The organism is Streptomyces sp. NPDC057249, assembly GCF_042669245.1.
Classification (GTDB): domain Bacteria; phylum Actinomycetota; class Actinomycetes; order Streptomycetales; family Streptomycetaceae; genus Streptomyces.
Map to the genome: position 1 here is coordinate 445,975 of NZ_JBHUXS010000003.1, position 18,745 is coordinate 464,719.

General features: G+C 73.0%; 19 protein-coding genes. 13 read left to right on the forward strand and 6 right to left on the reverse strand.

Annotated features, from left to right (window positions below; all coding sequences use genetic code 11):
- The 3 genes from ACFUJY_RS08570 to ACFUJY_RS08580 all read left to right on the forward strand — a co-directional run bounded on the left by ACFUJY_RS08570 (position 1) and on the right by ACFUJY_RS08580 (position 1,152).
- Entirely contained in the window at positions 1–207 is a 207-nt protein-coding gene (locus tag ACFUJY_RS08570) for an acyl-CoA carboxylase epsilon subunit (RefSeq protein WP_383296413.1), read from the forward strand.
- Between the two features lie 79 nt (positions 208–286).
- Positions 287–415, forward strand: coding sequence for a morphogenic membrane protein MmpB (gene mmpB, locus ACFUJY_RS08575; RefSeq protein WP_018101029.1), 129 nt, complete (start codon positions 287–289; stop codon positions 413–415).
- A 128-nt stretch (positions 416–543) separates the two neighbouring features.
- On the forward strand, positions 544–1,152 hold the full coding sequence (locus ACFUJY_RS08580) for a Maf family protein (RefSeq protein WP_383296416.1): 609 nt from the start codon (positions 544–546) through the stop codon (positions 1,150–1,152).
- 7 nt (positions 1,153–1,159) lie between these two features.
- Here the strand turns inward: ACFUJY_RS08580 and ACFUJY_RS08585 are convergent, their stop codons facing one another.
- A complete protein-coding gene (locus ACFUJY_RS08585) occupies positions 1,160–1,624 on the reverse strand; it encodes a hypothetical protein (protein ID WP_383296419.1) in 465 nt (154 codons plus the stop codon).
- A 372-nt stretch (positions 1,625–1,996) separates the two neighbouring features.
- Between ACFUJY_RS08585 and ACFUJY_RS08590 the strand changes: the two genes are divergently transcribed.
- Both ACFUJY_RS08590 and ACFUJY_RS08595 read left to right on the forward strand, forming a co-directional pair.
- Positions 1,997–3,751 carry an acetyl/propionyl/methylcrotonyl-CoA carboxylase subunit alpha gene (locus ACFUJY_RS08590; RefSeq protein ID WP_383296421.1) on the forward strand — a complete coding sequence of 585 codons (1,755 nt, stop codon included), beginning with the start codon at positions 1,997–1,999 and terminating at the stop codon, positions 3,749–3,751.
- A gap of 126 nt (positions 3,752–3,877) precedes the next feature.
- Positions 3,878–4,489, forward strand: a complete 612-nt coding sequence (locus tag ACFUJY_RS08595; protein WP_383296424.1) for a TetR/AcrR family transcriptional regulator — start codon at positions 3,878–3,880, stop codon at positions 4,487–4,489.
- Between the two features lie 31 nt (positions 4,490–4,520).
- Here ACFUJY_RS08595 and ACFUJY_RS08600 read toward each other — a convergent pair whose 3' ends face one another.
- Both ACFUJY_RS08600 and ACFUJY_RS08605 read right to left on the reverse strand, forming a co-directional pair.
- Positions 4,521–5,480, reverse strand: a complete 960-nt coding sequence (locus ACFUJY_RS08600) for a DeoR/GlpR family DNA-binding transcription regulator (RefSeq protein ID WP_383296427.1) — start codon at positions 5,478–5,480, stop codon at positions 4,521–4,523.
- A gap of 197 nt (positions 5,481–5,677) precedes the next feature.
- A complete protein-coding gene (locus ACFUJY_RS08605; RefSeq protein WP_383296430.1) occupies positions 5,678–7,117 on the reverse strand; it encodes an NAD(P)H-quinone dehydrogenase in 1,440 nt (479 codons plus the stop codon).
- Positions 7,118–7,378: 261 nt separating this feature from the next.
- Here ACFUJY_RS08605 and ACFUJY_RS08610 point away from each other — a divergent pair, with 261 nt between their 5' ends.
- From ACFUJY_RS08610 to ACFUJY_RS08620, 3 genes are all read left to right on the forward strand, one after another.
- Positions 7,379–7,816: a gamma-glutamylcyclotransferase gene (locus ACFUJY_RS08610; RefSeq protein WP_026171252.1), complete on the forward strand. Its 438-nt coding sequence runs from the start codon at positions 7,379–7,381 to the stop codon at positions 7,814–7,816.
- Between the two features lie 105 nt (positions 7,817–7,921).
- Positions 7,922–8,746, forward strand: coding sequence for a purine-nucleoside phosphorylase (locus ACFUJY_RS08615; protein WP_383296432.1), 825 nt, complete (start codon positions 7,922–7,924; stop codon positions 8,744–8,746).
- Positions 8,747–8,835: 89 nt separating this feature from the next.
- Entirely contained in the window at positions 8,836–10,482 is a 1,647-nt protein-coding gene (locus ACFUJY_RS08620; protein WP_383296434.1) for a phospho-sugar mutase, read from the forward strand.
- Between the two features lie 37 nt (positions 10,483–10,519).
- Here the strand turns inward: ACFUJY_RS08620 and ACFUJY_RS08625 are convergent, their stop codons facing one another.
- The gene (locus tag ACFUJY_RS08625; protein WP_383296436.1) at positions 10,520–11,968 is read right to left on the reverse strand and encodes an aminopeptidase P family protein; all 1,449 of its coding nucleotides are present in this window, start codon (positions 11,966–11,968) and stop codon (positions 10,520–10,522) included.
- 149 nt (positions 11,969–12,117) lie between these two features.
- Between ACFUJY_RS08625 and ACFUJY_RS08630 the strand changes: the two genes are divergently transcribed.
- Complete coding sequence (locus ACFUJY_RS08630) at positions 12,118–13,101, forward strand: LuxR family transcriptional regulator (protein WP_383296439.1); 984 nt, start codon at positions 12,118–12,120, stop codon at positions 13,099–13,101.
- 21 nt (positions 13,102–13,122) lie between these two features.
- On the opposite strand, the gene ACFUJY_RS08635 is transcribed toward ACFUJY_RS08630, so the two are convergent.
- Complete coding sequence (locus ACFUJY_RS08635) at positions 13,123–13,761, reverse strand: PH domain-containing protein (RefSeq protein ID WP_383296442.1); 639 nt, start codon at positions 13,759–13,761, stop codon at positions 13,123–13,125.
- Between the two features lie 135 nt (positions 13,762–13,896).
- On the opposite strand from ACFUJY_RS08635, the gene deoC reads away from it, so the two are divergent.
- From deoC to ACFUJY_RS08650, 3 genes are read left to right on the forward strand one after another with little or no spacing between them, the layout of a single operon-like run.
- The gene (deoC, locus tag ACFUJY_RS08640) at positions 13,897–14,844 is read left to right on the forward strand and encodes a deoxyribose-phosphate aldolase (protein ID WP_383296514.1); all 948 of its coding nucleotides are present in this window, start codon (positions 13,897–13,899) and stop codon (positions 14,842–14,844) included.
- Between the two features lie 5 nt (positions 14,845–14,849).
- A complete protein-coding gene (locus tag ACFUJY_RS08645; protein ID WP_383296445.1) occupies positions 14,850–16,289 on the forward strand; it encodes an aldehyde dehydrogenase family protein in 1,440 nt (479 codons plus the stop codon).
- Complete coding sequence (locus ACFUJY_RS08650; RefSeq protein WP_383296448.1) at positions 16,279–17,223, forward strand: aldehyde dehydrogenase family protein; 945 nt, start codon at positions 16,279–16,281, stop codon at positions 17,221–17,223. The genes ACFUJY_RS08645 and ACFUJY_RS08650 overlap by 11 nt, the downstream gene beginning before the upstream one ends.
- Positions 17,224–17,293: 70 nt before the next feature.
- On the opposite strand, the gene ACFUJY_RS08655 is transcribed toward ACFUJY_RS08650, so the two are convergent.
- Complete coding sequence (locus ACFUJY_RS08655) at positions 17,294–17,710, reverse strand: hypothetical protein (protein ID WP_073964293.1); 417 nt, start codon at positions 17,708–17,710, stop codon at positions 17,294–17,296.
- Between the two features lie 142 nt (positions 17,711–17,852).
- Here ACFUJY_RS08655 and ACFUJY_RS08660 point away from each other — a divergent pair, with 142 nt between their 5' ends.
- Complete coding sequence (locus tag ACFUJY_RS08660) at positions 17,853–18,497, forward strand: uridine kinase (RefSeq protein ID WP_383296451.1); 645 nt, start codon at positions 17,853–17,855, stop codon at positions 18,495–18,497.
- Positions 18,498–18,745 lie beyond the last annotated feature (248 nt).

Sequence of the window (18,745 nt, forward strand, 5' to 3'; positions counted from 1 at the left end):
ATGATCAAGGTCATACGGGGCAACCCGACCCCGGAGGAGCTGGCCGCCGCGCTCGCGGTCGTCCGGGCACGTGCCGCCGCGATGTCCGCGGCGCGGTCCGAAGCCCCGCAGCCGCCGGCCGGCTGGTCCCATCCGAGCCGCCTGGCCCGGCGCGGCCGCCATCTGCCGGGCCCGCGCGCCTGGGCCCGTACGTACTGGCCCGCGTAACCGCTGGTGACGTGGTGCGGGCGGCGGTTGAGTACGCGTACTCAGGCGCCGCCCGAGCCGTCCGCAGCAGGATCGAGCCATGCTCTGGTCCGACCCCGAGAACAAACCCCCCAAGGAACTCCGCGACGCGGAGACGATGATGCGCCGCGCGGGCCTGATCCTGGCCCTGGCGATGGTCGTCGCGATGTTCGTGCTCGGCACGCGCTGATCATCCATCTGCCTCCCGCAGACGCAATCGCTCCCCCGGCGGGCAGATCAAGCCCCTCCGGCGATTGAGGAGCGGGGCCCGGGGGCAGCGCCCCCGCAACGAACCCGTACGTACCCGGCGTCCGTACCATGGCGGTCATGACCGCCCAGCGCCTCGTCCTCGCCTCCGCCTCCCCGGCCCGCCTCAACCTGCTCCGCCAGTCCGGCTTCCAGCCGGAAGTCATCGTCAGCGGCGTCGACGAGGACGCCCTCACCGCCCCCACCCCCGCCGAACTCGCCCTCGTCCTCGCCGAGGCCAAGGCCGCCGTCGTCGCCGCGCTCCCCGAGGCCGCCGGCGCCCTGGTGATCGGCTGCGACTCGGTGCTGGAGCTCGACGGACAGGCGCTCGGCAAGCCGGCCGACGCCGAGGAGGCCACCGCCCGCTGGAAGTCGATGCGCGGCCGGGCCGGAATCCTGCAAACCGGGCACAGCCTGACGGACACCACGACCGGCCGCACGGTCTCGCGGACGGCGTCCACCACGGTGCGCTTCGGGGAGCCGACCGACGCCGAGATCGCCGCCTACGTGGCCTCCGGCGAACCGCTGCACGTGGCGGGGGCCTTCACGCTGGACGGGCGCTCGGCGCCGTTCGTGGACTCCATCGAGGGCGACCCGGGCAACGTCATCGGGCTCTCGCTGCCGCTGCTCCGCCGCCTGCTGGCCGAGCTGGGGATCGCGGTCACCGACCTCTGGGCCTGAGCGGCCCTCAGGCCGGCGCGGGCGCGGCCGGCTGCTCGGGCTGGGGCTCGGGCCGGGCCTCGGGACCGGCCGGCTCGGGACCGTACGCCACCAGGGCGAGCACGATCAGACCGAGCACCGCCGTCATCCAGGCGAACGCCGCCCAGCCGACGAGCCCGACCGTCAGCGCGCCGAGCACGCCGTGGACGACCGCGCAGCAGATCAGCACGATCCGGGCGACGCGCCCCGGAGCGCGGTCGCGGGCGCCCGTCAGCACCAGGAGCACGGCGCACAGGAGCAGGAAGAGCCCGGACACCCCGCCGAGCACCCAGGTGCCCTTGGACATCGCCCCGGGGTCCGTACCGGCGAGGGACATGTCCTGGTTCTTCACGACCGTGCCCAGGACCACGTTGATGATCACGATGCCCACGGCCTCCACGGCCAGCACGAGCGCGGCCAGGAAGGCCACCAGTCTGCGCACCATGACACCCATCCCCTGTTACCAGCAGTACGTGCGATAGCGCGGACCCTACTAACGGGTAATGGCCGCGACAAGAGCCGTGCGCGACCCGGACGCGCCCGCGCCTCTCCGGGCTTTCGTGGGTCGGGCAAAGAATTGCCCACCCCTTAGTGGGAACTCCACAAAGAATCACCGTAAGTCGCTGCCCGTGCCGATAGAGACCTGGGCCACACCTGATCGCTACTGTGCGGTTTCAGAACCCGGCGTACCGTGGTGGCACAAGGGATTTCGCGACTTGAGCGCGCCTCGAATCACACTCCGTGTGGGCAAGCTCACCATTGGGGACGGGTCGTAGGACCGTGTCGGTAGTCCCTAAACTCAGCTTGTTTCAAGGAGGGAGCCATCGTGCGCAAGGTGCTCATCGCCAACCGTGGCGAAATCGCTGTCCGTGTTGCCCGGGCCTGCCGGGACGCGGGTATCGGCAGCGTGGCCGTCTACGCCGATCCGGACCGTGACGCTCTGCACGTCCGTGCGGCCGACGAGGCATTCGCCCTGGGCGGTGACACCCCGGCAGCCAGCTACCTGGACATCGCCAAGGTGCTCCAGGCCGCCAAGGACTCCGGGGCGGACGCGATCCACCCGGGTTACGGCTTCCTCTCGGAGAACGCCGAGTTCGCCCAGGCCGTGCTGGATGCCGGGCTGACGTGGATCGGCCCGCCGCCGCACGCGATCCGGGACCTCGGTGACAAGGTCGCCGCCCGCCACATCGCGCAGCGCGCCGGCGCCCCGCTCGTCGCGGGCACCCCGGACCCGGTCTCGGGCTCCGCGGAGGTCGTCGCGTTCGCCGAGGAGCACGGCCTGCCGATCGCGATCAAGGCCGCCTTCGGCGGCGGCGGCCGCGGCCTGAAGGTGGCCCGCACGCTGGAGGAGATCCCGGAGCTCTACGACTCCGCCGTCCGCGAGGCGGTCGCCGCGTTCGGGCGCGGGGAGTGCTTCGTGGAGCGCTACCTCGACAAGCCGCGGCACGTGGAGACCCAGTGCCTGGCCGACTCCCACGGCAACGTGGTCGTCGTCTCGACGCGTGACTGCTCGCTCCAGCGCCGCCACCAGAAGCTGGTGGAGGAGGCCCCGGCCCCCTTCCTCTCCGACGCGCAGAACGCCGAGCTGTACGCGGCGTCCAAGGCGATCCTGAAGGAGGCCGGCTACGTCGGCGCCGGCACGGTCGAGTTCCTGGTCGGCATGGACGGCACGATCTCCTTCCTGGAGGTCAACACGCGCCTCCAGGTGGAGCACCCGGTGACCGAGGAGGTCTCCGGCATCGACCTGGTCCGCGAGATGTTCCGGATCGCCGACGGCGAGGAGCTGGGCTACGACGACCCCGCCTCGCGCGGTCACTCCTTCGAGTTCCGGATCAACGGCGAGGACCCGGGCCGGGGCTTCCTGCCGGCGCCCGGCACGGTGACCCGGTTCGACCCGCCGACCGGTCCGGGCGTCCGGCTGGACGCGGGCGTGGAGTCCGGCTCGGTCATCGGCCCCGCCTGGGACTCGCTGCTCGCCAAGCTCATCGTGACCGGTGCGACGCGTGAGCAGGCGCTCCAGCGTGCGGCGCGCGCCCTGGCGGAGTTCCACGTCGAGGGCATGGCGACCGCCATCCCGTTCCACCGCGCGGTCGTGACGGACCCGGCGTTCACCGCCGACCCGTTCCGCGTCCACACCCGCTGGATCGAGACGGAGTTCGTCAACGAGATCAAGCCGTTCGCCGCTCCCGCCGAGGCGGAGGCCGACGACGAGGCCGGCCGCGAGACGGTGGTCGTGGAGGTCGGCGGCAAGCGCCTGGAGGTCTCGCTGCCCTCCTCGCTCGGCATGAGCCTGGCCCGTACCGGCCTCGCGGCGGGCGCCAAGCCCAAGCGCCGCGCGGCGAAGAAGTCCGGCTCGGCGGTCTCCGGCGACACCCTCGCCTCTCCGATGCAGGGCACGATCGTGAAGATCGCCGTGGAGGAGGGCCAGGAGGTCAAGGAGGGCGACCTGATCGTCGTCCTGGAGGCCATGAAGATGGAGCAGCCGCTGAACGCGCACCGCTCCGGCACGGTCAAGAGCCTGGCCGCCGAGGTCGGCAGCTCGATCTCCTCCGGCGCCGTGATCTGCGAGATCAAGGACTGACCCGCTGCTTCCCCGCCGGTGCCCCGGTCATGTCGTCGGACGTGACCGGGGCACCGGCGCATTCGGGGACGGCGGCCGCCCGCACGATGGCATCCTGGAGACCGGGGAGAGAGGAGGGACCGCACCATGGCGACGAGCCAGACAGGGGCACCGGCCCGGCCCATGCGTGCCGACGCGCGCCGCAACTACGGCCGGCTGCTGGCGGAGGCCCGTACCGCCTTCGCGGAACACGGGACCGACGCGTCCCTGGAGGACATCGCCCGGCGCGCGGAGGTGGGCATCGGCACGCTGTACCGCCACTTCCCGACCCGGCACGCGCTGATGAGCGCGGTCTTCCAGGAGGCGGTGACCTCCCTGATCACCCGCTCCCGCGAACTGGCCGGCTCGGACCAGCCGTGCACCGCGCTGGTGGAGTGGCTGGGCGCGATCGTCACCCACGCGGGCGAGTACCGCGGCCTGGCCCAGGCCCTCATGTCCACCTGCCGGGACGAGAGTTCGGCCCTGGCCCGGTGCAACACCCCGCTGCGCGAAGCGGGTTCGACGCTCCTGTCCCGCGCCCAGTCCTCGGGCACGGTCCGCCCGGACGTCTCGATCGACGACCTGATGCAACTGACGAACGCGATCGCCCTGGCAGCGGAACAGTCCCCGGACGACCCGGAACTGGCGAACCGCCTGCTGACACTGACGCTACGGGGCCTCGGCCCGTCCGCCGGCCCGTCGAGCCCCTCCGGCGATTGAGGAGCGGGGGTCCGGGGGCAGCGCCCCCGAGCTACCGCCGCCGCAGATCGGCCACCCGCCCCCGGTCCCGGTCACCGACCCCCGGCTCCCCGAGCGCCCGCAAAGGCTGCCCCTGCGTACGCCGCTGCCCGGGCAAGGGCATCTCGCGCCTGGCGGAGGGCCTCCCACTCGCCCCCGGCTCCGCGGCCGACGAGGCCGCCCCCGCCCCCCCGCCCCCCGCGACGGCGATCCGTACGCCCTGGTCCGCCAGCGCCTGCAACTCCGCCGCCGACCGGTCGTCGTGCGCGGCGGGCTCGTCCGTCACGAGATGGGTGATGAGATCCGTCGGCACGGTCTGGAACATCGTGTCGGAGCCGAGCTTCGTGTGGTCCGCGAGGACCACCACCTCCGCCGCGGCCTGCACCAGCGCCCGGTCCACGCTCGCGGAGAGCATGTTGGACGTGGAGAGCCCGCGCTCGGCGGTGAGCCCGCTCCCGGACAGGAACGCGCGGGAGACCCGCAGCCCCTGGAGGGACTGCTCGGCCCCGCTGCCCACCAGGGCGTAGTTGGAGCCGCGCAGGGTGCCCCCGGTCATCACCACCTCGACCCGGTTGGCATGGGCCAGCGCCTGGGCGACGAGCAGGGAATTGGTGACGACGGTCAGGCCGGGGACGCGCGCGAGCCGGCGGGCCAGCTCCTGCGTGGTCGTACCGGCGCCGACGACGATGGCCTCGCCCTCTTCGACGAGGCCGGCGGCCAGGTCGGCGATGGCCGTCTTCTCCGCGGTGGCGAGATGGGATTTCTGCGGAAAGCCGGACTCCCGCGTAAAACCGCCCGGCAAGACCGCACCGCCGTGCCGGCGGTCGAGGAGTCCTTCTGCCTCCAGTGCCCGCACGTCCCGCCGTACGGTCACTTCGGAGGTCTGGACGACGCGGGCGAGCTCACGGAGCGATACCGCCCCGTTGGCGCGCACCATTTCGAGGATCAACTGACGACGTTCTGCAGCGAACACGAAACTGACAGTAACGTGACCGCGCGAGACTTTTCAGCAGTTTGCGCCGAATAGCAGAAGTTGTACATACAGGCGGTCACCAAGTGGTATAGGAGACCGTCTTGTTGTCGTCTCCTGACCGAACGGCCGCCTCGGGCCGCCCGACTTGGCGGGAGTTGCCGGGGAATGCCGGGCCGTGGCCCGGGTCCCCGGCCCGGTCACGCCTCGCCCGTGCGCTTACGGCTGTGCAACTGGCGGGCCACTTCGGCGATCGATCCCGACAGGGACGGGTACACAGTGAAGGCGTTTGCGATCTGCTCGACCGTCAGATTGTTGTCGACGGCGATCGAGATCGGATGGATCAGCTCGCTCGCCCGGGGGGCGACGACGCAGCCGCCGACCACGATGCCGGTGCCGGGGCGGCAGAAGATCTTGACGAAGCCGTCCCGGATGCCCTGCATCTTGGCGCGCGGGTTGCGCAGCAGCGGCAGCTTGACGACCCGGGCGTCGATCTTGCCCGCGTCGACGTCCGCCTGGGTGTAACCGACGGTGGCGATCTCCGGGTCGGTGAAGACGTTCGAGGACACCGTCTTGAGGTTCAGCGGGGCCACCGCGTCGCCGAGGAAGTGGTACATCGCGATGCGGCCCTGCATGGCGGCGACGGAGGCGAGCGCGAAGATGCCGGTGACGTCACCGGCCGCGTAGACGCCGGGCGCGCTGGTGCGGGAGACCTTGTCGGTCCGGATGTGCCCGGAGTCCTTGAGCCGGACGCCGGCCTCCTCCAGGCCCATGCCCGCGGTGTTCGGGATGGCGCCGACGGCCATCAGGCAGTGCGTGCCGGAGATGACCCGGCCGTCGGCGAGGGTCACCTCGACGCGGTCGCCGACGCGCTTGGCGGACTGGGCGCGGGAGCGGGCCATCACGTTCATGCCGCGCCGCCGGAACACGTCCTCCAGGACGGCCGCCGCGTCGGGGTCCTCGCCGGGCAGCACCCGGTCGCGGGAGGAGACGAGGGTGACGCGCGAGCCAAGGGCCTGGTAGGCGCCGGCGAACTCGGCGCCGGTCACACCGGAGCCGACCACGATGAGCTCCTGCGGCAGCTCGTCGAGGTCGTAGACCTGGGTCCAGTTCAGGATGCGCTCGCCGTCGGGCTGGGCGTCCGGGATCTCCCGGGGGTGCCCGCCGGTCGCTATCAGCACGGCGTCGGCGGTGAGCGTCTCCTCCGTGCCGTCGGCGGCCGTGACGACGACCTGGCGGGAGCCGTCGGCGGCCTGGAGGCCCTGCAGCCGGCCACGTCCGCGCATCACACGGGCGCCGGCGCGGGTGACGGAGGCGGTGATGTCGTGGGACTGCGCGAGCGCCAGGCGCTTGACGCGGCGGTTGACCTTCCCCAGGTCGACGCCGACCACGCGTGCGGCCTGCTCTATGTGCGGGGTGTCGTCGGCGACGATGATGCCCAGCTCCTCGTACGAGGAGTCGAAGGTGGTCATCACCTCGGCCGTCGCGATCAGGGTCTTCGAAGGCACGCAGTCGGTGAGGACGGACGCGCCGCCGAGGCCGTCGCAGTCGACGACGGTCACCTCCGCGCCGAGCTGGGCGCCCACCAGTGCCGCCTCGTACCCGCCGGGTCCGCCGCCGATGATCACGATCCGGGTCACGAAAAGTCCGCCTCGCGTTTCTCGTCCCACGGCCGTCTGCTGCCCCGGCCGGGGGTCCGGGGGATCGCCCCGGGGGAATGCAGTACGTACTTCATTGTCCCGCACGCGCCAAGGTGCTTCTCCCCGGGGCCCTCCATACGTGCGCCGGGGCGCACGGCGCACGGGCGCGGCGGACGCGGCCGTCCCGTTCGCGCCTCCCCTCGGGGGGCGTTCCTCACAGGAACCGGCGTGCCCGGCGTCACCTCCCGTACCCTCGATCCCATGTCGCTCTACGCCGCGTACGCCGGCAACCTCGACGCGCGGCTGATGACGCGCCGCGCCCCGCACTCACCGCTGCGCGGCACCGGCTGGCTGAACGGCTGGCGGCTGACCTTCGGCGGGGAGCAGATGGGCTGGGAGGGAGCGCTGGCCACCGTGGTGGAGGCGCCCCGCTCGCAGGTGTTCGTCGCCCTGTACGACCTGGCGCCCATGGACGAGGACTCCATGGACCGCTGGGAGGGCGTCGGCCTCGACATCTACCGGCGCATGCGCATCCGGGTGCACACCCTGGACGGCGAGGAGCCGGCCTGGATCTATGTGCTGAACGGCTACGAGGGCGGCCTCCCGTCCGCCCGCTATCTGGGCGAGATCGCGGACGCGGCCGAATCGGCGGGCGCGCCGCACGACTACGTGATGGAACTGCGCAAGCGCCCCTGCTGACGGGCCCGGCCGCGGGCGCGGTTGTCGGAACACACGAACGATTCCCGCCAGACTCTGTGCAGGGGCATCTACGCGCGTAGGGATTCAGCGGTTACGCTCGTCCGCGTGAACGCATCAGTTATTCCGGACCACATCCAGGGCGACCCGTACGCCGCCGCCGCCGACGCCGCCGCCCGCCTGCGCGAGCTGACCGGTGCCGAGACTCACGACGTCGCCCTCGTGATGGGCTCCGGCTGGGCGCCGGCCGCCGCCGCGCTCGGCGTTCCGGCGGCCGAGTTCCCGGTGACCGCCCTGCCCGGCTTCCCGGCGCCCGCCGTCGAGGGCCACGGCGGCACGATCCGCTCGCACGTGATCGGCGACAAGCGCGCGCTGGTGTTCCTGGGCCGCACGCACTACTACGAGGGCCGCGGCGTCGCCGCCGTCGCGCACGGCGTCCGCACCGCGGTCGCCGCGGGGTGCCGGACGGTCGTCCTGACGAACGGCTGCGGCGGTCTGCGGGAGGGCATGCGCCCCGGGCAGCCGGTCCTGATCAGCGACCACATCAACCTCACGGCGGCGTCGCCGATCGTCGGCGCGAACTTCGTGGACCTCACCGACCTGTACTCGCCGCGTCTGCGCGCGCTGTGCAAGGAGGTGGACGAGACGCTCGAAGAGGGCGTGTACGTGCAGTTCCCCGGCCCGCACTACGAGACCCCGGCCGAGATCGGCATGGTCCGCGTGATGGGCGGCGACCTGGTCGGCATGTCCACGGTCCTGGAGGCGATCGCCGCCCGGGAGGCGGGCGCCGAGGTGCTGGGCCTGTCCCTGGTGACGAACCTGGCGGCGGGGTTGAGCGGGGAGCCGCTGAACCACGAGGAGGTGCTCCAGGCGGGGCGGGATTCCGCGACGCGGATGGGGTCCCTGCTGGCGCGGGTGCTGGACCGGATCTGAGGTTGTCCCGGGGGCGCTGCCCCCGGACCCCCGCTCCTCAATCGCCGGAGGGGCTTACAGGTAGCCCCACCGCACACGAAAGGCACCCCGTGACCACGACCCCGGACCTCCTCGCCCGCGCCGGCGCCTGGCTGGCGGAGGACCCCGACCCCGACACCCGCGAAGAGCTCGCCAAGCTCATCGCCGCCGAGGACGTCCCCGAGCTCACCACCCGCTTCGCGGGCACGCTCCAGTTCGGCACCGCCGGGCTGCGCGGCGAGCTCGGCGCGGGCCCGATGCGCATGAACCGCTCCGTGGTCATCCGCGCCGCCGCCGGCCTCGCCGCGTACCTGAAGGACCAGGGGCGGGCCGGCGGTCTCGTCGTCATCGGCTACGACGCCCGCTACAAGTCCGCCGACTTCGCGCGCGACACCGCCGCGGTGATGACCGGCGCCGGCCTCCGCGCGGCGGTCCTCCCCCGCCCGCTGCCCACCCCCGTGCTGGCGTACGCCATACGGCACCTGGGCGCCGTCGCCGGCGTCGAGGTGACCGCCAGCCACAACCCGCCCCGCGACAACGGCTACAAGGTGTACCTCGGCGACGGCTCGCAGATCGTGCCGCCGGCGGACGGCGAGATCGCCGCGGCCATCGCGGCGGTCGGCCCGCTGGACACCGTGGACCGCCCGGCCACCGGCTGGGAGACCCTGGGCGACGAGGTCCTGGACGCCTACCTGACCCGTACGGACGCCGTGCTCGACGCGGGCTCGCCGCGCACCGCCCGCACCGTGTACACCGCGATGCACGGCGTCGGCACCGCCGTGCTGACCGCCGCGTTCGACCGGGCCGGCTTCCCGGCCCCGGTGCTCGTCGCGGAGCAGGCCGAGCCGGACCCCGCGTTCCCCACCGTGGCCTTCCCGAATCCGGAGGAGCCCGGCGCGATGGACCTCGCGTTCGCCGCCGCGCGCCATGCGAACCCGGACCTCGTCATCGCCAACGACCCGGACGCGGACCGGTGCGCCGTCGCCGTGCCGGACCCGGCGGCGGACGGCGGCTGGCGGATGCTGCGGGGCGACGAGGTCGGGGCGCTGCTCGCCGCGCACCTCGTGCGCCGGGGCGCGACCGGCGTGTTCGCGGAGTCGATCGTCTCGTCCTCACTGCTGGGCCGGATCGCCGGGAAGGCGGGCCTGGGTCACGAGGAGACCCTGACGGGCTTCAAGTGGATCGCCCGCGTGGAGGGACTGCGTTACGGGTACGAGGAGGCGCTCGGCTACTGCGTGGACCCGGAGGGCGTCCGCGACAAGGACGGCATCACGGCCGCGCTGCTCGTCGCCGAGCTCGCCTCCGTGCTGAAGGAGCAGGGCCGCACGCTGCTCGACCTGCTGGACGACCTCGCCCTGGAGCACGGGCTGCACGCGACCGACCAGCTGTCGGTGCGGGTCGAGGACCTGTCCGTCATCGCGGACGCGATGCGCCGCCTGCGCGAGCAGCCGCCGGCCGCCCTGGCGGGGCTGTCCGTGGTGTCGGCCGAGGACCTGTCGCGGGGCACGGACCGGCTGCCGCCGACCGACGGGCTGCGCTACCGGCTCGACGGCGCCCGGGTGATCGTCCGCCCGAGCGGCACCGAGCCGAAGCTGAAGTGCTACCTGGAGGTCGTCGTGCCGGTCGGCTCCGCCGACGCGCTGCCCGCGGCCCGCGCCCGGGCCACGGAGCTGCTGACCGGCATCAAGCGCGACCTCGCGGCAGCGGCGGGCATCTGAGACGGGGCGGCCGGGGCCCGGCCCGGCCGCCCTCCGCTCACCCGGCCACCCGCGCCATCCACGCCTCGACCTCGTCCGCCGAGCGCGGCAGCCCGGCCGACAGGTTCTCGTGGCCGGACTCCGTCACGACGAGGTCGTCCTCGATGCGGACGCCGATGCCGCGCCACTCCTCCGGGACCGTCAGGTCGTCCGGCTGGAAGTACAGCCCGGGCTCGACGGTCAGCACCATGCCCGGCTCCAGCACCCCGTCGACGTACGCCTCGTTGCGCGCCCGCGCGCAGTCGTGGACGTCCAGGCCGAGCATGTGGCCGGTGCCGGCCATGGTGAAGCGGCGCTGGAGGCCGAGTGCGTACGCCCGCTCGGCCGGGCCCTCGATGAAACCCCACTCCACGAGCCGGGCGGCCAGGTGGCGTTGCGCGGCCTCGTGGAAGTCGCGGTAGTGGGCTCCCGGCTTCACCGCGGCCATTCCCGCCTCCTGCGCCTCGTACACCGCGTCGTAGACCTTCCGCTGGAGCGGGGTGAACGTGCCGCTGACGGGAAGGGTGCGCGTGACGTCGGCTGTGTAGAGGGTGCGGGTCTCCACGCCGGCGTCGAACAGGAGCAGGTCGCCGGGGCGCACGGGGCCGTCGTTGTCCGTCCAGTGCATGATCGTGGCGTGGTCGCCGGCGGCGCAGATGGAGCCGTAGCCGACGGCGTTGCCCTCCAGGCGGGCGCGGCGGAAGAACGTGCCCTCGATCCACCGCTCCGAGGTCGCGACGGCCCCCGAGAGGTCGGCGATCGCGTCGGTGAAGCCGCGCACCGTGGAGTCGACGGCCTTGCGCAGCTCACCGAGCTCCCAGGCGTCCTTGACGAGGCGGAGGTCGCTCAGCGCCTCCGCCAGCTCGGCGTCGCGCTCCTCGTCGGTGACGACCGCCCGCTCCAGCGCCGGATCGATGCCCCGGACGATCCGGGTCGGCACCCGGACCCCGGCGCCGGGGTCCGCCGCACCGGAGGCCACCGCGCCGGCCGCGAGCGTCTCGGCCGCCGTGCGGACATCCCGGCAGGGCAGCCCCAGGACCCGCGCGGACTCGGCGAGGGTGCGGCGGCGCCCGGTCCACAGCTCGGCCGTGGCCCCGGTCCAGAACTCGTCGTTGTCCCGGCTGTCGCGCGGCAGCTGGAAGCAGTAGGCGTCGTGTCCGCCGTCCGCCCGGGGTTCCAGGACGAGGGCGCCGTCGCGGGCCTGGTCGCCGGTCATGTGGACGTAGCCGGAGTAGGGCCGGAAGGGGTAGTCGTCGTCGTTCGACCGGGTCTTCAGGTTCCCGGAGGGGACTACGAGGCGTTCGCCGGGGAAGCGCTCCGAGAGCCGGGCGCGCCGGGCGGCGGCATGGGGTGCCTGCTCGTCGGGTACGAGGTCGTGCCGTTCGGTGTCCGCCCACCCGGTCCGCATCAGCGCGGAGAGTTCTTCGGAGATTTCCGAGTAGAGCCCGTTCTTCCGGCCGTTCGCCACGTCATGCTCCCTGTCTCGACGGGGTGGGCCCCCGGTGGTCACCGACGGCTCCCGGACGCTATCCCCGGCGGGGCGGCGCGGGTGCCCGGCCGTGCCAGTGGCACCGATCGGCCATCACCCGGTGCCCCTCCCGGCGGAGAATGCGGTCCATGACGAACGCGAAGCTGGCCGAGGCCCTTCGGCTGCTGGGCATCGGCGGGGCGGCGGCCCGGGTCTATCAGGCGCTGCTCGACCATGCGCCCGCGCCCCTGTCCGCGATCGGCCGGACGGCCGGTCTGGACGCCCCGGCGCTGGCGGCGGCGTACGGGGAGCTGGTCGACGCCGGGCTGGTCGGCGGCGCGGGCACGGGCGCGGACGTGGTCGCCCCGGTCCCGCCCGCGGCCGGTCTGGAGATCCTGGTCAGGCAGCGGGCGAGCGAGGTCGAGGAGTCCCGGATCGCGGTCGGGGGCGCGTTCGAGTCGTTCCGGCGGCAGCGGCTCGCCGCGCACGACGACCATCTCGTCGAGTCCGTGACCGGCGACGCGGTCGGCCCGAGAATCCGCCGGGCGTGGGCGAGCGCGCGGGAGCAGATCCGCCAGCTGGAGTCGCCGCCGTACGTGCCGCTGCCCGGGGCGACCGAGGACGCGCTGGCCACACTCGCCCGCGGGGTGACGCAGCGCGTCGTGTACTCGCGGGAGTCCCTGGAGCACCCCGGGCATCTGAAGGACGTCATCGAGCCGTGCGTCCGGGCCGGGGAGCAGGCCCGGGTGGCGCCCGCGGTGCCGGTGAAGCTGGTGATCATCGACGACGCGTCGGCGCTGGTGTCGTTGTCGATCCGGGAGGCGGACGTGCACAACACCATGCTGGTCGTGCAGCCGTGCGGGCTGCTGTCGGCGCTCATCGCGCTGTTCGAGCAGTACTGGCAGAGCGCGCTGCCGTTCAGCGGCCGGACGACGCGCCCGGGCGGGCTGCCGCCGGCGGACCGGCGGCTGCTGTGGCTGCTGGCGGGCGGGACGAGCGACGAGGTCATCGCGCGCGAGCTGGGCGTCAGCCGCCGCACGCTGTTCCGCCGGTTGCAGGTCCTGATGGCCAGGCTGGGCGCCGAGAACCGCTTCCAGCTGGCGTTGCAGGCGCAGCGCCAGGGCTGGCTGTGAGCGCGCCGGACACGCCCCGGGTCAGCCCGTCGCGCCCAGGACCACGAGCAGCACCGCGCCGACGGCGGCCGGGGCGATGACCTCGTACGCCCAGCGCACGGAGGCGGCGGGCGCGTCGGGCGAGGGCTTGTCGCCGGCGCGCTCGGACAGCTCGCGCAGGTCCGCGACGGTCTGGTCGGCGGCCGCGGTGCGGGCCTTGGTGTTGCGTACGTCGGCGATCGTGGACGTACGCCGGTACGGGTCCTCCACCGCCTGCCGGGACTGCTGGCGGGCGGCCTTCTTGCGCTGCCGCAGCGACACGGGGACGGCCCAGAGCTGGAACTTCGTACCGCCGTGCGTGAAGAGCTCGCTCGAATAACCGGCCCGTACGTCGGCGACGTCGCTCCACGGCAGCGTGATCGTGCGGAACGGGTTGCGGATGCGGATGCGCTTCTCGTTCGCGGCGACCACCGGGCGCAGGGTGAAGGCGACGATCAGGGGCACGGCGAACAGCATCCCGGCGAGCGCCATCCACGGCGTCCGGCCGGCGCCCCGGATGACGGCGTCGCCCCCGATCCCGCAGACGAGCACGAGGAGCAGGACGCCGCCGGCCAGCCCGGCGGGCGACCGGAAGGTCCGGTCGGCGTAGGTGGGCTCGTCGGCAGGCGTGGGGCTCGTCATGAGCCCGATTGTGCCTGACGCGGCGCGGGGGCGCGGGGGCGGCCGACGCGCGGGGGCCCGGTGGGCGTGGGACGGGGCGATGACCTGGGTCCCTGTACAGGTCGCTACGCGCGTAGATATGCTCATGTGGTGACCATGCCCACCACCCTCCCCGCATTCGCCGACGCGACGGCGTCCGACAGTGCGCTGCGCCGCTTCCTGCACGGGCTGCCCGGCGTCGACCCGGTCGGCCTCGAAGCGCGCGCCGCAGCCCTCGGTACCAGGTCGATCAAGACGACGGCCAAGGCGTACGCCATCGACCTCGCCATCTCGATGATCGACCTGACGACGCTCGAAGGCGCGGACACCCCCGGCAAGGTCCGGGCCCTCGCCGCCAAGGCCGTCCACCCCGACCCCACCGACCGCACGACGCCGCGCACCGCCGCGGTCTGCGTGTACCCCGACATGGCGGCCACCGCGGCCGCCGCCCTGGCCGGCTCCGGCGTGAAGGTGGCGTCCGTGGCGACGGCCTTCCCCGCCGGGCGCGCCGCGCTCGACGTGAAGCTCGCGGACGTGCGGGACGCGGTCGCGGCCGGGGCCGACGAGATCGACATGGTGATCGACCGGGGCGCGTTCCTGGCCGGCCGCTATCTGAAGGTGTACGAGGAGATCCTCGCCGTGAAGGCGGAGTGCGGGTCCGCCCGGCTCAAGGTGATCTTCGAGACCGGTGAGCTGTCCACGTACGACAACATCCGGCGGGCCTCCTGGCTCGGGATGCTGGCGGGCGCGGACTTCATCAAGACCTCGACCGGCAAGGTGGCGACCAACGCCACGCCCGCGAACACCCTGCTGATGCTGGAGGCGGTGCGCGACTTCCGCGCGCAGACCGGCGTGCAGGTCGGCGTGAAGCCGGCCGGCGGCATCCGCACCTCGAAGGACGCGGTCAAGTTCCTCGTGCTGGTCAACGAGACGGCGGGCGAGGACTGGCTGGACAACCACTGGTTCCGCTTCGGCGCCTCCAGCCTGCTGAACGACCTGCTGATGCAGCGCCAGAAGCTCAGCACCGGCCGTTACTCCGGCCCCGATTACGTGACGGTGGACTGATACCCATGGCATCCGCATTCGAGTACGCACCGGCGCCGGAGTCCCGTTCCGTCGTCGACATCGCCCCCTCGTACGGCCTGTTCATCGACGGTGAGTTCACCGACGCGGCCGACGGCAAGGTCTTCAAGACGGTCAGCCCGTCCTCCGAGGAGGTGCTGTCCGAGGTCGCGCGGGCCGGCGCCGAGGACGTGGACCGGGCCGTGCAGGCGGCCCGCCGCGCGTTCGAGAAGTGGTCGGCGCTGCCCGGCTCCGAGCGCGCCAAGTACCTGTTCCGGATCGCCCGGATCATCCAGGAGCGCTCCCGCGAGCTGGCCGTCCTGGAGACCCTGGACAACGGCAAGCCGATCAAGGAGACCCGCGACGCCGACCTCCCGCTGGTCGCCGCGCACTTCTTCTACTACGCGGGCTGGGCCGACAAGCTGGACCACGCGGGCTACGGCCCGAACCCGCGCCCGCTGGGCGTGGCCGGCCAGGTCATCCCGTGGAACTTCCCGCTCCTGATGCTCGCGTGGAAGATCGCCCCGGCGCTCGCCACGGGCAACACGGTGGTCCTGAAGCCCGCCGAGACCACGCCGCTGTCCGCGCTGTTCTTCGCGGACATCTGCCGCCAGGCGGGCCTGCCCAAGGGTGTCGTCAACATCCTGACGGGGTACGGCGACGCGGGCCAGGCGCTCGTGGAGCACCCCGACGTGAACAAGGTCGCCTTCACCGGTTCGACCGCCGTCGGCAAGGCCATCGCCCGGAGCATCGCGGGGACGGACAAGAAGGTCACCCTGGAGCTGGGCGGCAAGGGCGCCAACATCGTCTTCGACGACGCCCCCCTCGACCAGGCCGTCGAGGGCATCGTCACCGGCATCTTCTTCAACCAGGGCCAGGTCTGCTGCGCGGGCTCCCGCCTCCTGGTGCAGGAATCGGTCCAGGACGAGCTGCTGGACGCGCTCAAGCGCCGCCTGTCCACGCTGCGCCTGGGCGACCCGCTGGACAAGAACACGGACATCGGCGCGATCAACTCCGCCGAGCAACTGGCCCGGATCACCGCGCTCACGGAGACCGGCGAGGCGGAGGGCGCGGAGCGCTGGAGCGCCCCGTGCGAACTGCCCTCGGCCGGTTACTGGTTCGCCCCGACGCTGTTCACCAACGTCACCCAGGCCCACACCATCGCCCGCGACGAGATCTTCGGCCCGGTGCTGTCCGTGCTGTCGTTCCGCACGCCGGACGAGGCCGTCGCCAAGGCGAACAACAGCCAGTACGGCCTGTCGGCCGGCATCTGGACGGAGAAGGGCTCGCGCATCCTCGCGGTGGCGAACAAGCTCCGGGCGGGCGTCGTCTGGGCCAACACGTTCAACAAGTTCGACCCGACCTCGCCGTTCGGCGGTTACAAGGAGTCGGGCTTCGGCCGCGAAGGCGGCCGTCACGGCCTGGAGGCGTACCTCGATGTCCGATAACCGTCTGAGCGTCTTCAAGACCTACAAGCTGTACGTCGGGGGCAAGTTCCCCCGCTCCGAGAGCGGCCGGGTGTACGAGGTGACGGACTCGAAGGGCAAGTGGCTGGCGAACGCGCCCCAGTCCTCCCGCAAGGACGCCCGCGACGCGGTCGTGGCCGCCCGCAAGGCGTTCGGCGGCTGGTCCGGCGCGACCGCGTACAACCGCAGCCAGATCCTCTACCGCGTCGCGGAGATGCTGGAGGGCCGCCGCGAGCAGTTCGTACGCGAGGTGGCCGAGGCGGAGGGCCTGTCCAAGTCCAAGGCGGCGGCCGTGGTGGACGCGGCGGTGGACCGCTGGGTCTGGTACGCGGGCTGGACGGACAAGATCGCCCAGGTCGTGGGCGGGGCGAACCCGGTCGCGGGCCCGTTCTTCAACCTGTCGACGCCCGAACCGACCGGTGTGGTCACGGTCCTGGCCCCGCAGGAGTCCTCGTTCCTCGGCCTGGTCTCGGTGATCGCCCCGGTGATCGCGGCCGGCAACACCGTGGTCGTGGTGGCCTCCGCGCAGTCCCCGCTGCCCGCCCTGTCGCTGGGCGAGGTGCTGGCCACCTCGGACCTGCCGGGCGGTGTGGTCAACATCCTGTCGGGGAAGACCGCGGAGATCGCGGCGCCGCTCGCCGCCCACCAGGACGTGAACGGCATCGACCTCACGGGGGCGGACGCGGCGCTGGCGAAGGAGCTGGAGATCGCGGCGGCCGACAACCTGAAGCGCGTTTCCCGCCCACCCGTCTCCCGCCACCACCCCGACAAGGAAGCGCAAAGCGCTGCTCATCCACAGGGTGTGGAAAGCGACTGGGTGGCCGACCCGGGTACGCACCGCCTGACGGCGTTCCTGGAGACCAAGACGGTCTGGCACCCGACGGGCGCGCTGGGCGCGTCCGGCTCCTCGTACTGACCGCACACGGCGACGGCCCGTTCCCCGGAGACGCCTCCGGGGAACGGGCCGTCCCGCTGCGGGCGGAGACTCAGCCGCGCAGCCCCTCCACGACCGGGCCCACGACGGGCAGGTCCTTGATGGCGCCGCCGCTCGTCAGCGGGTCGGTGACCAGCGCGGTGGAGAGCGGCTTGAAGTCGGCGACCTGGGTGCCGACCGCGTTGTCCAGCGGGTCCGTACCGGTGCCGGCCAGCGGGTCGAGCCGCAGGTGGGTGACGGGCGCGACGCTGTGCTCCAGCGACTGCCCGAGCGCCCCGGTGACCGCTCCGCCGGCCGCCTCGGTGGCCTCCGCGAGGCCGACGTCGGCCCCGGTCTCCTGGACGACGGGCAGCGGGGCGGCCTGCGCCGCCGCACCCCCCGCGCCGAGCGCGGCGCCGACCGCGGTGACGGTCAGGCCTGCGCGCAGCAGGGTGCGCCGCCGGGACTTGGAAAGTGCGTGACGTGCCATGGATTTCCCACCTGATCGGGACGATCGGACCATCGGCCGGGTAATCGGCCGAATGCACAGAGTAGTTGAGGTGTGATGCGCGATACCAACAGCACCTTCCCGGGGGTCGCTTGTTCGGGTCAATGCCGCACACTCGTGTCCTGTGAGTTCCCAAGCGCTTTCGACCCGCGTCGTCCTGTTGACGGGCCCCTCCGGCTCCGGAAAGTCGTCCCTCGCCGCCCGCACCGGCCTTCCGGTCCTGCGGCTCGACGACTTCTACAAGGAGGCCGGCGACCCCACCCTGCCGCTGGTCGAGGGCAGTACGGACATCGACTGGGACTCCCCGGACTCCTGGGACGCCGACGCCGCGGTCACCGCGATCACCGAGCTGTGCCGGACCGGCCGCACCGACGTCCCGGTGTACGACATCTCCACCAGTTCCCGCACCGGGCACGAGGTCCAGCACATCGGGCGCACCCCCCTCTTCGTGGCCGAGGGCATCTTCGCGGCCGACATCATCGACCGCTGCCAGTCCCTGGGCCTCCTGGCCGACGCCCTCTGCCTGCGCGGCCGCCCCTCCACGACGTTCCGCCACCGCCTCATCCGCGACCTGCGCGAGAGCCGCAAGTCGGTCCCGTTCCTGCTGCGTCGCGGGTGGCGTCTGATGCGTACGGAACGCCGCATCGTGGCCCGCCATGTCGCGCTGGGCGCGCACGCGTGCGCGAAGCAGGAAGCGCTGGGCCGCCTGGCGGCGGCTGCTGCGGGGCGGTGCAGGACGCCGGCGCATTCAAGCCCCTCCGGCGATTGAGGAGCGGGGCAAGGGGCAGCGCCCCAAATCAAGCCCCTCCGGCGATTGAGGAGCGGGGGTCCGGGGGCAGAGCCCCCGAAACGCGCCGCGGGGGGGGGCCGGGGCCCCCCCCCCCCCCCCCCCCCCCCCACCCACCACCACACCCCCCCCCCCCCCCCCCCCCCCCCCCCCACCCACCCCCACACCCCCCCCCCCCCCCCCCACCACCCCCCCCCCACCCCCCCCCCCAACCCCCCCACCACACACCC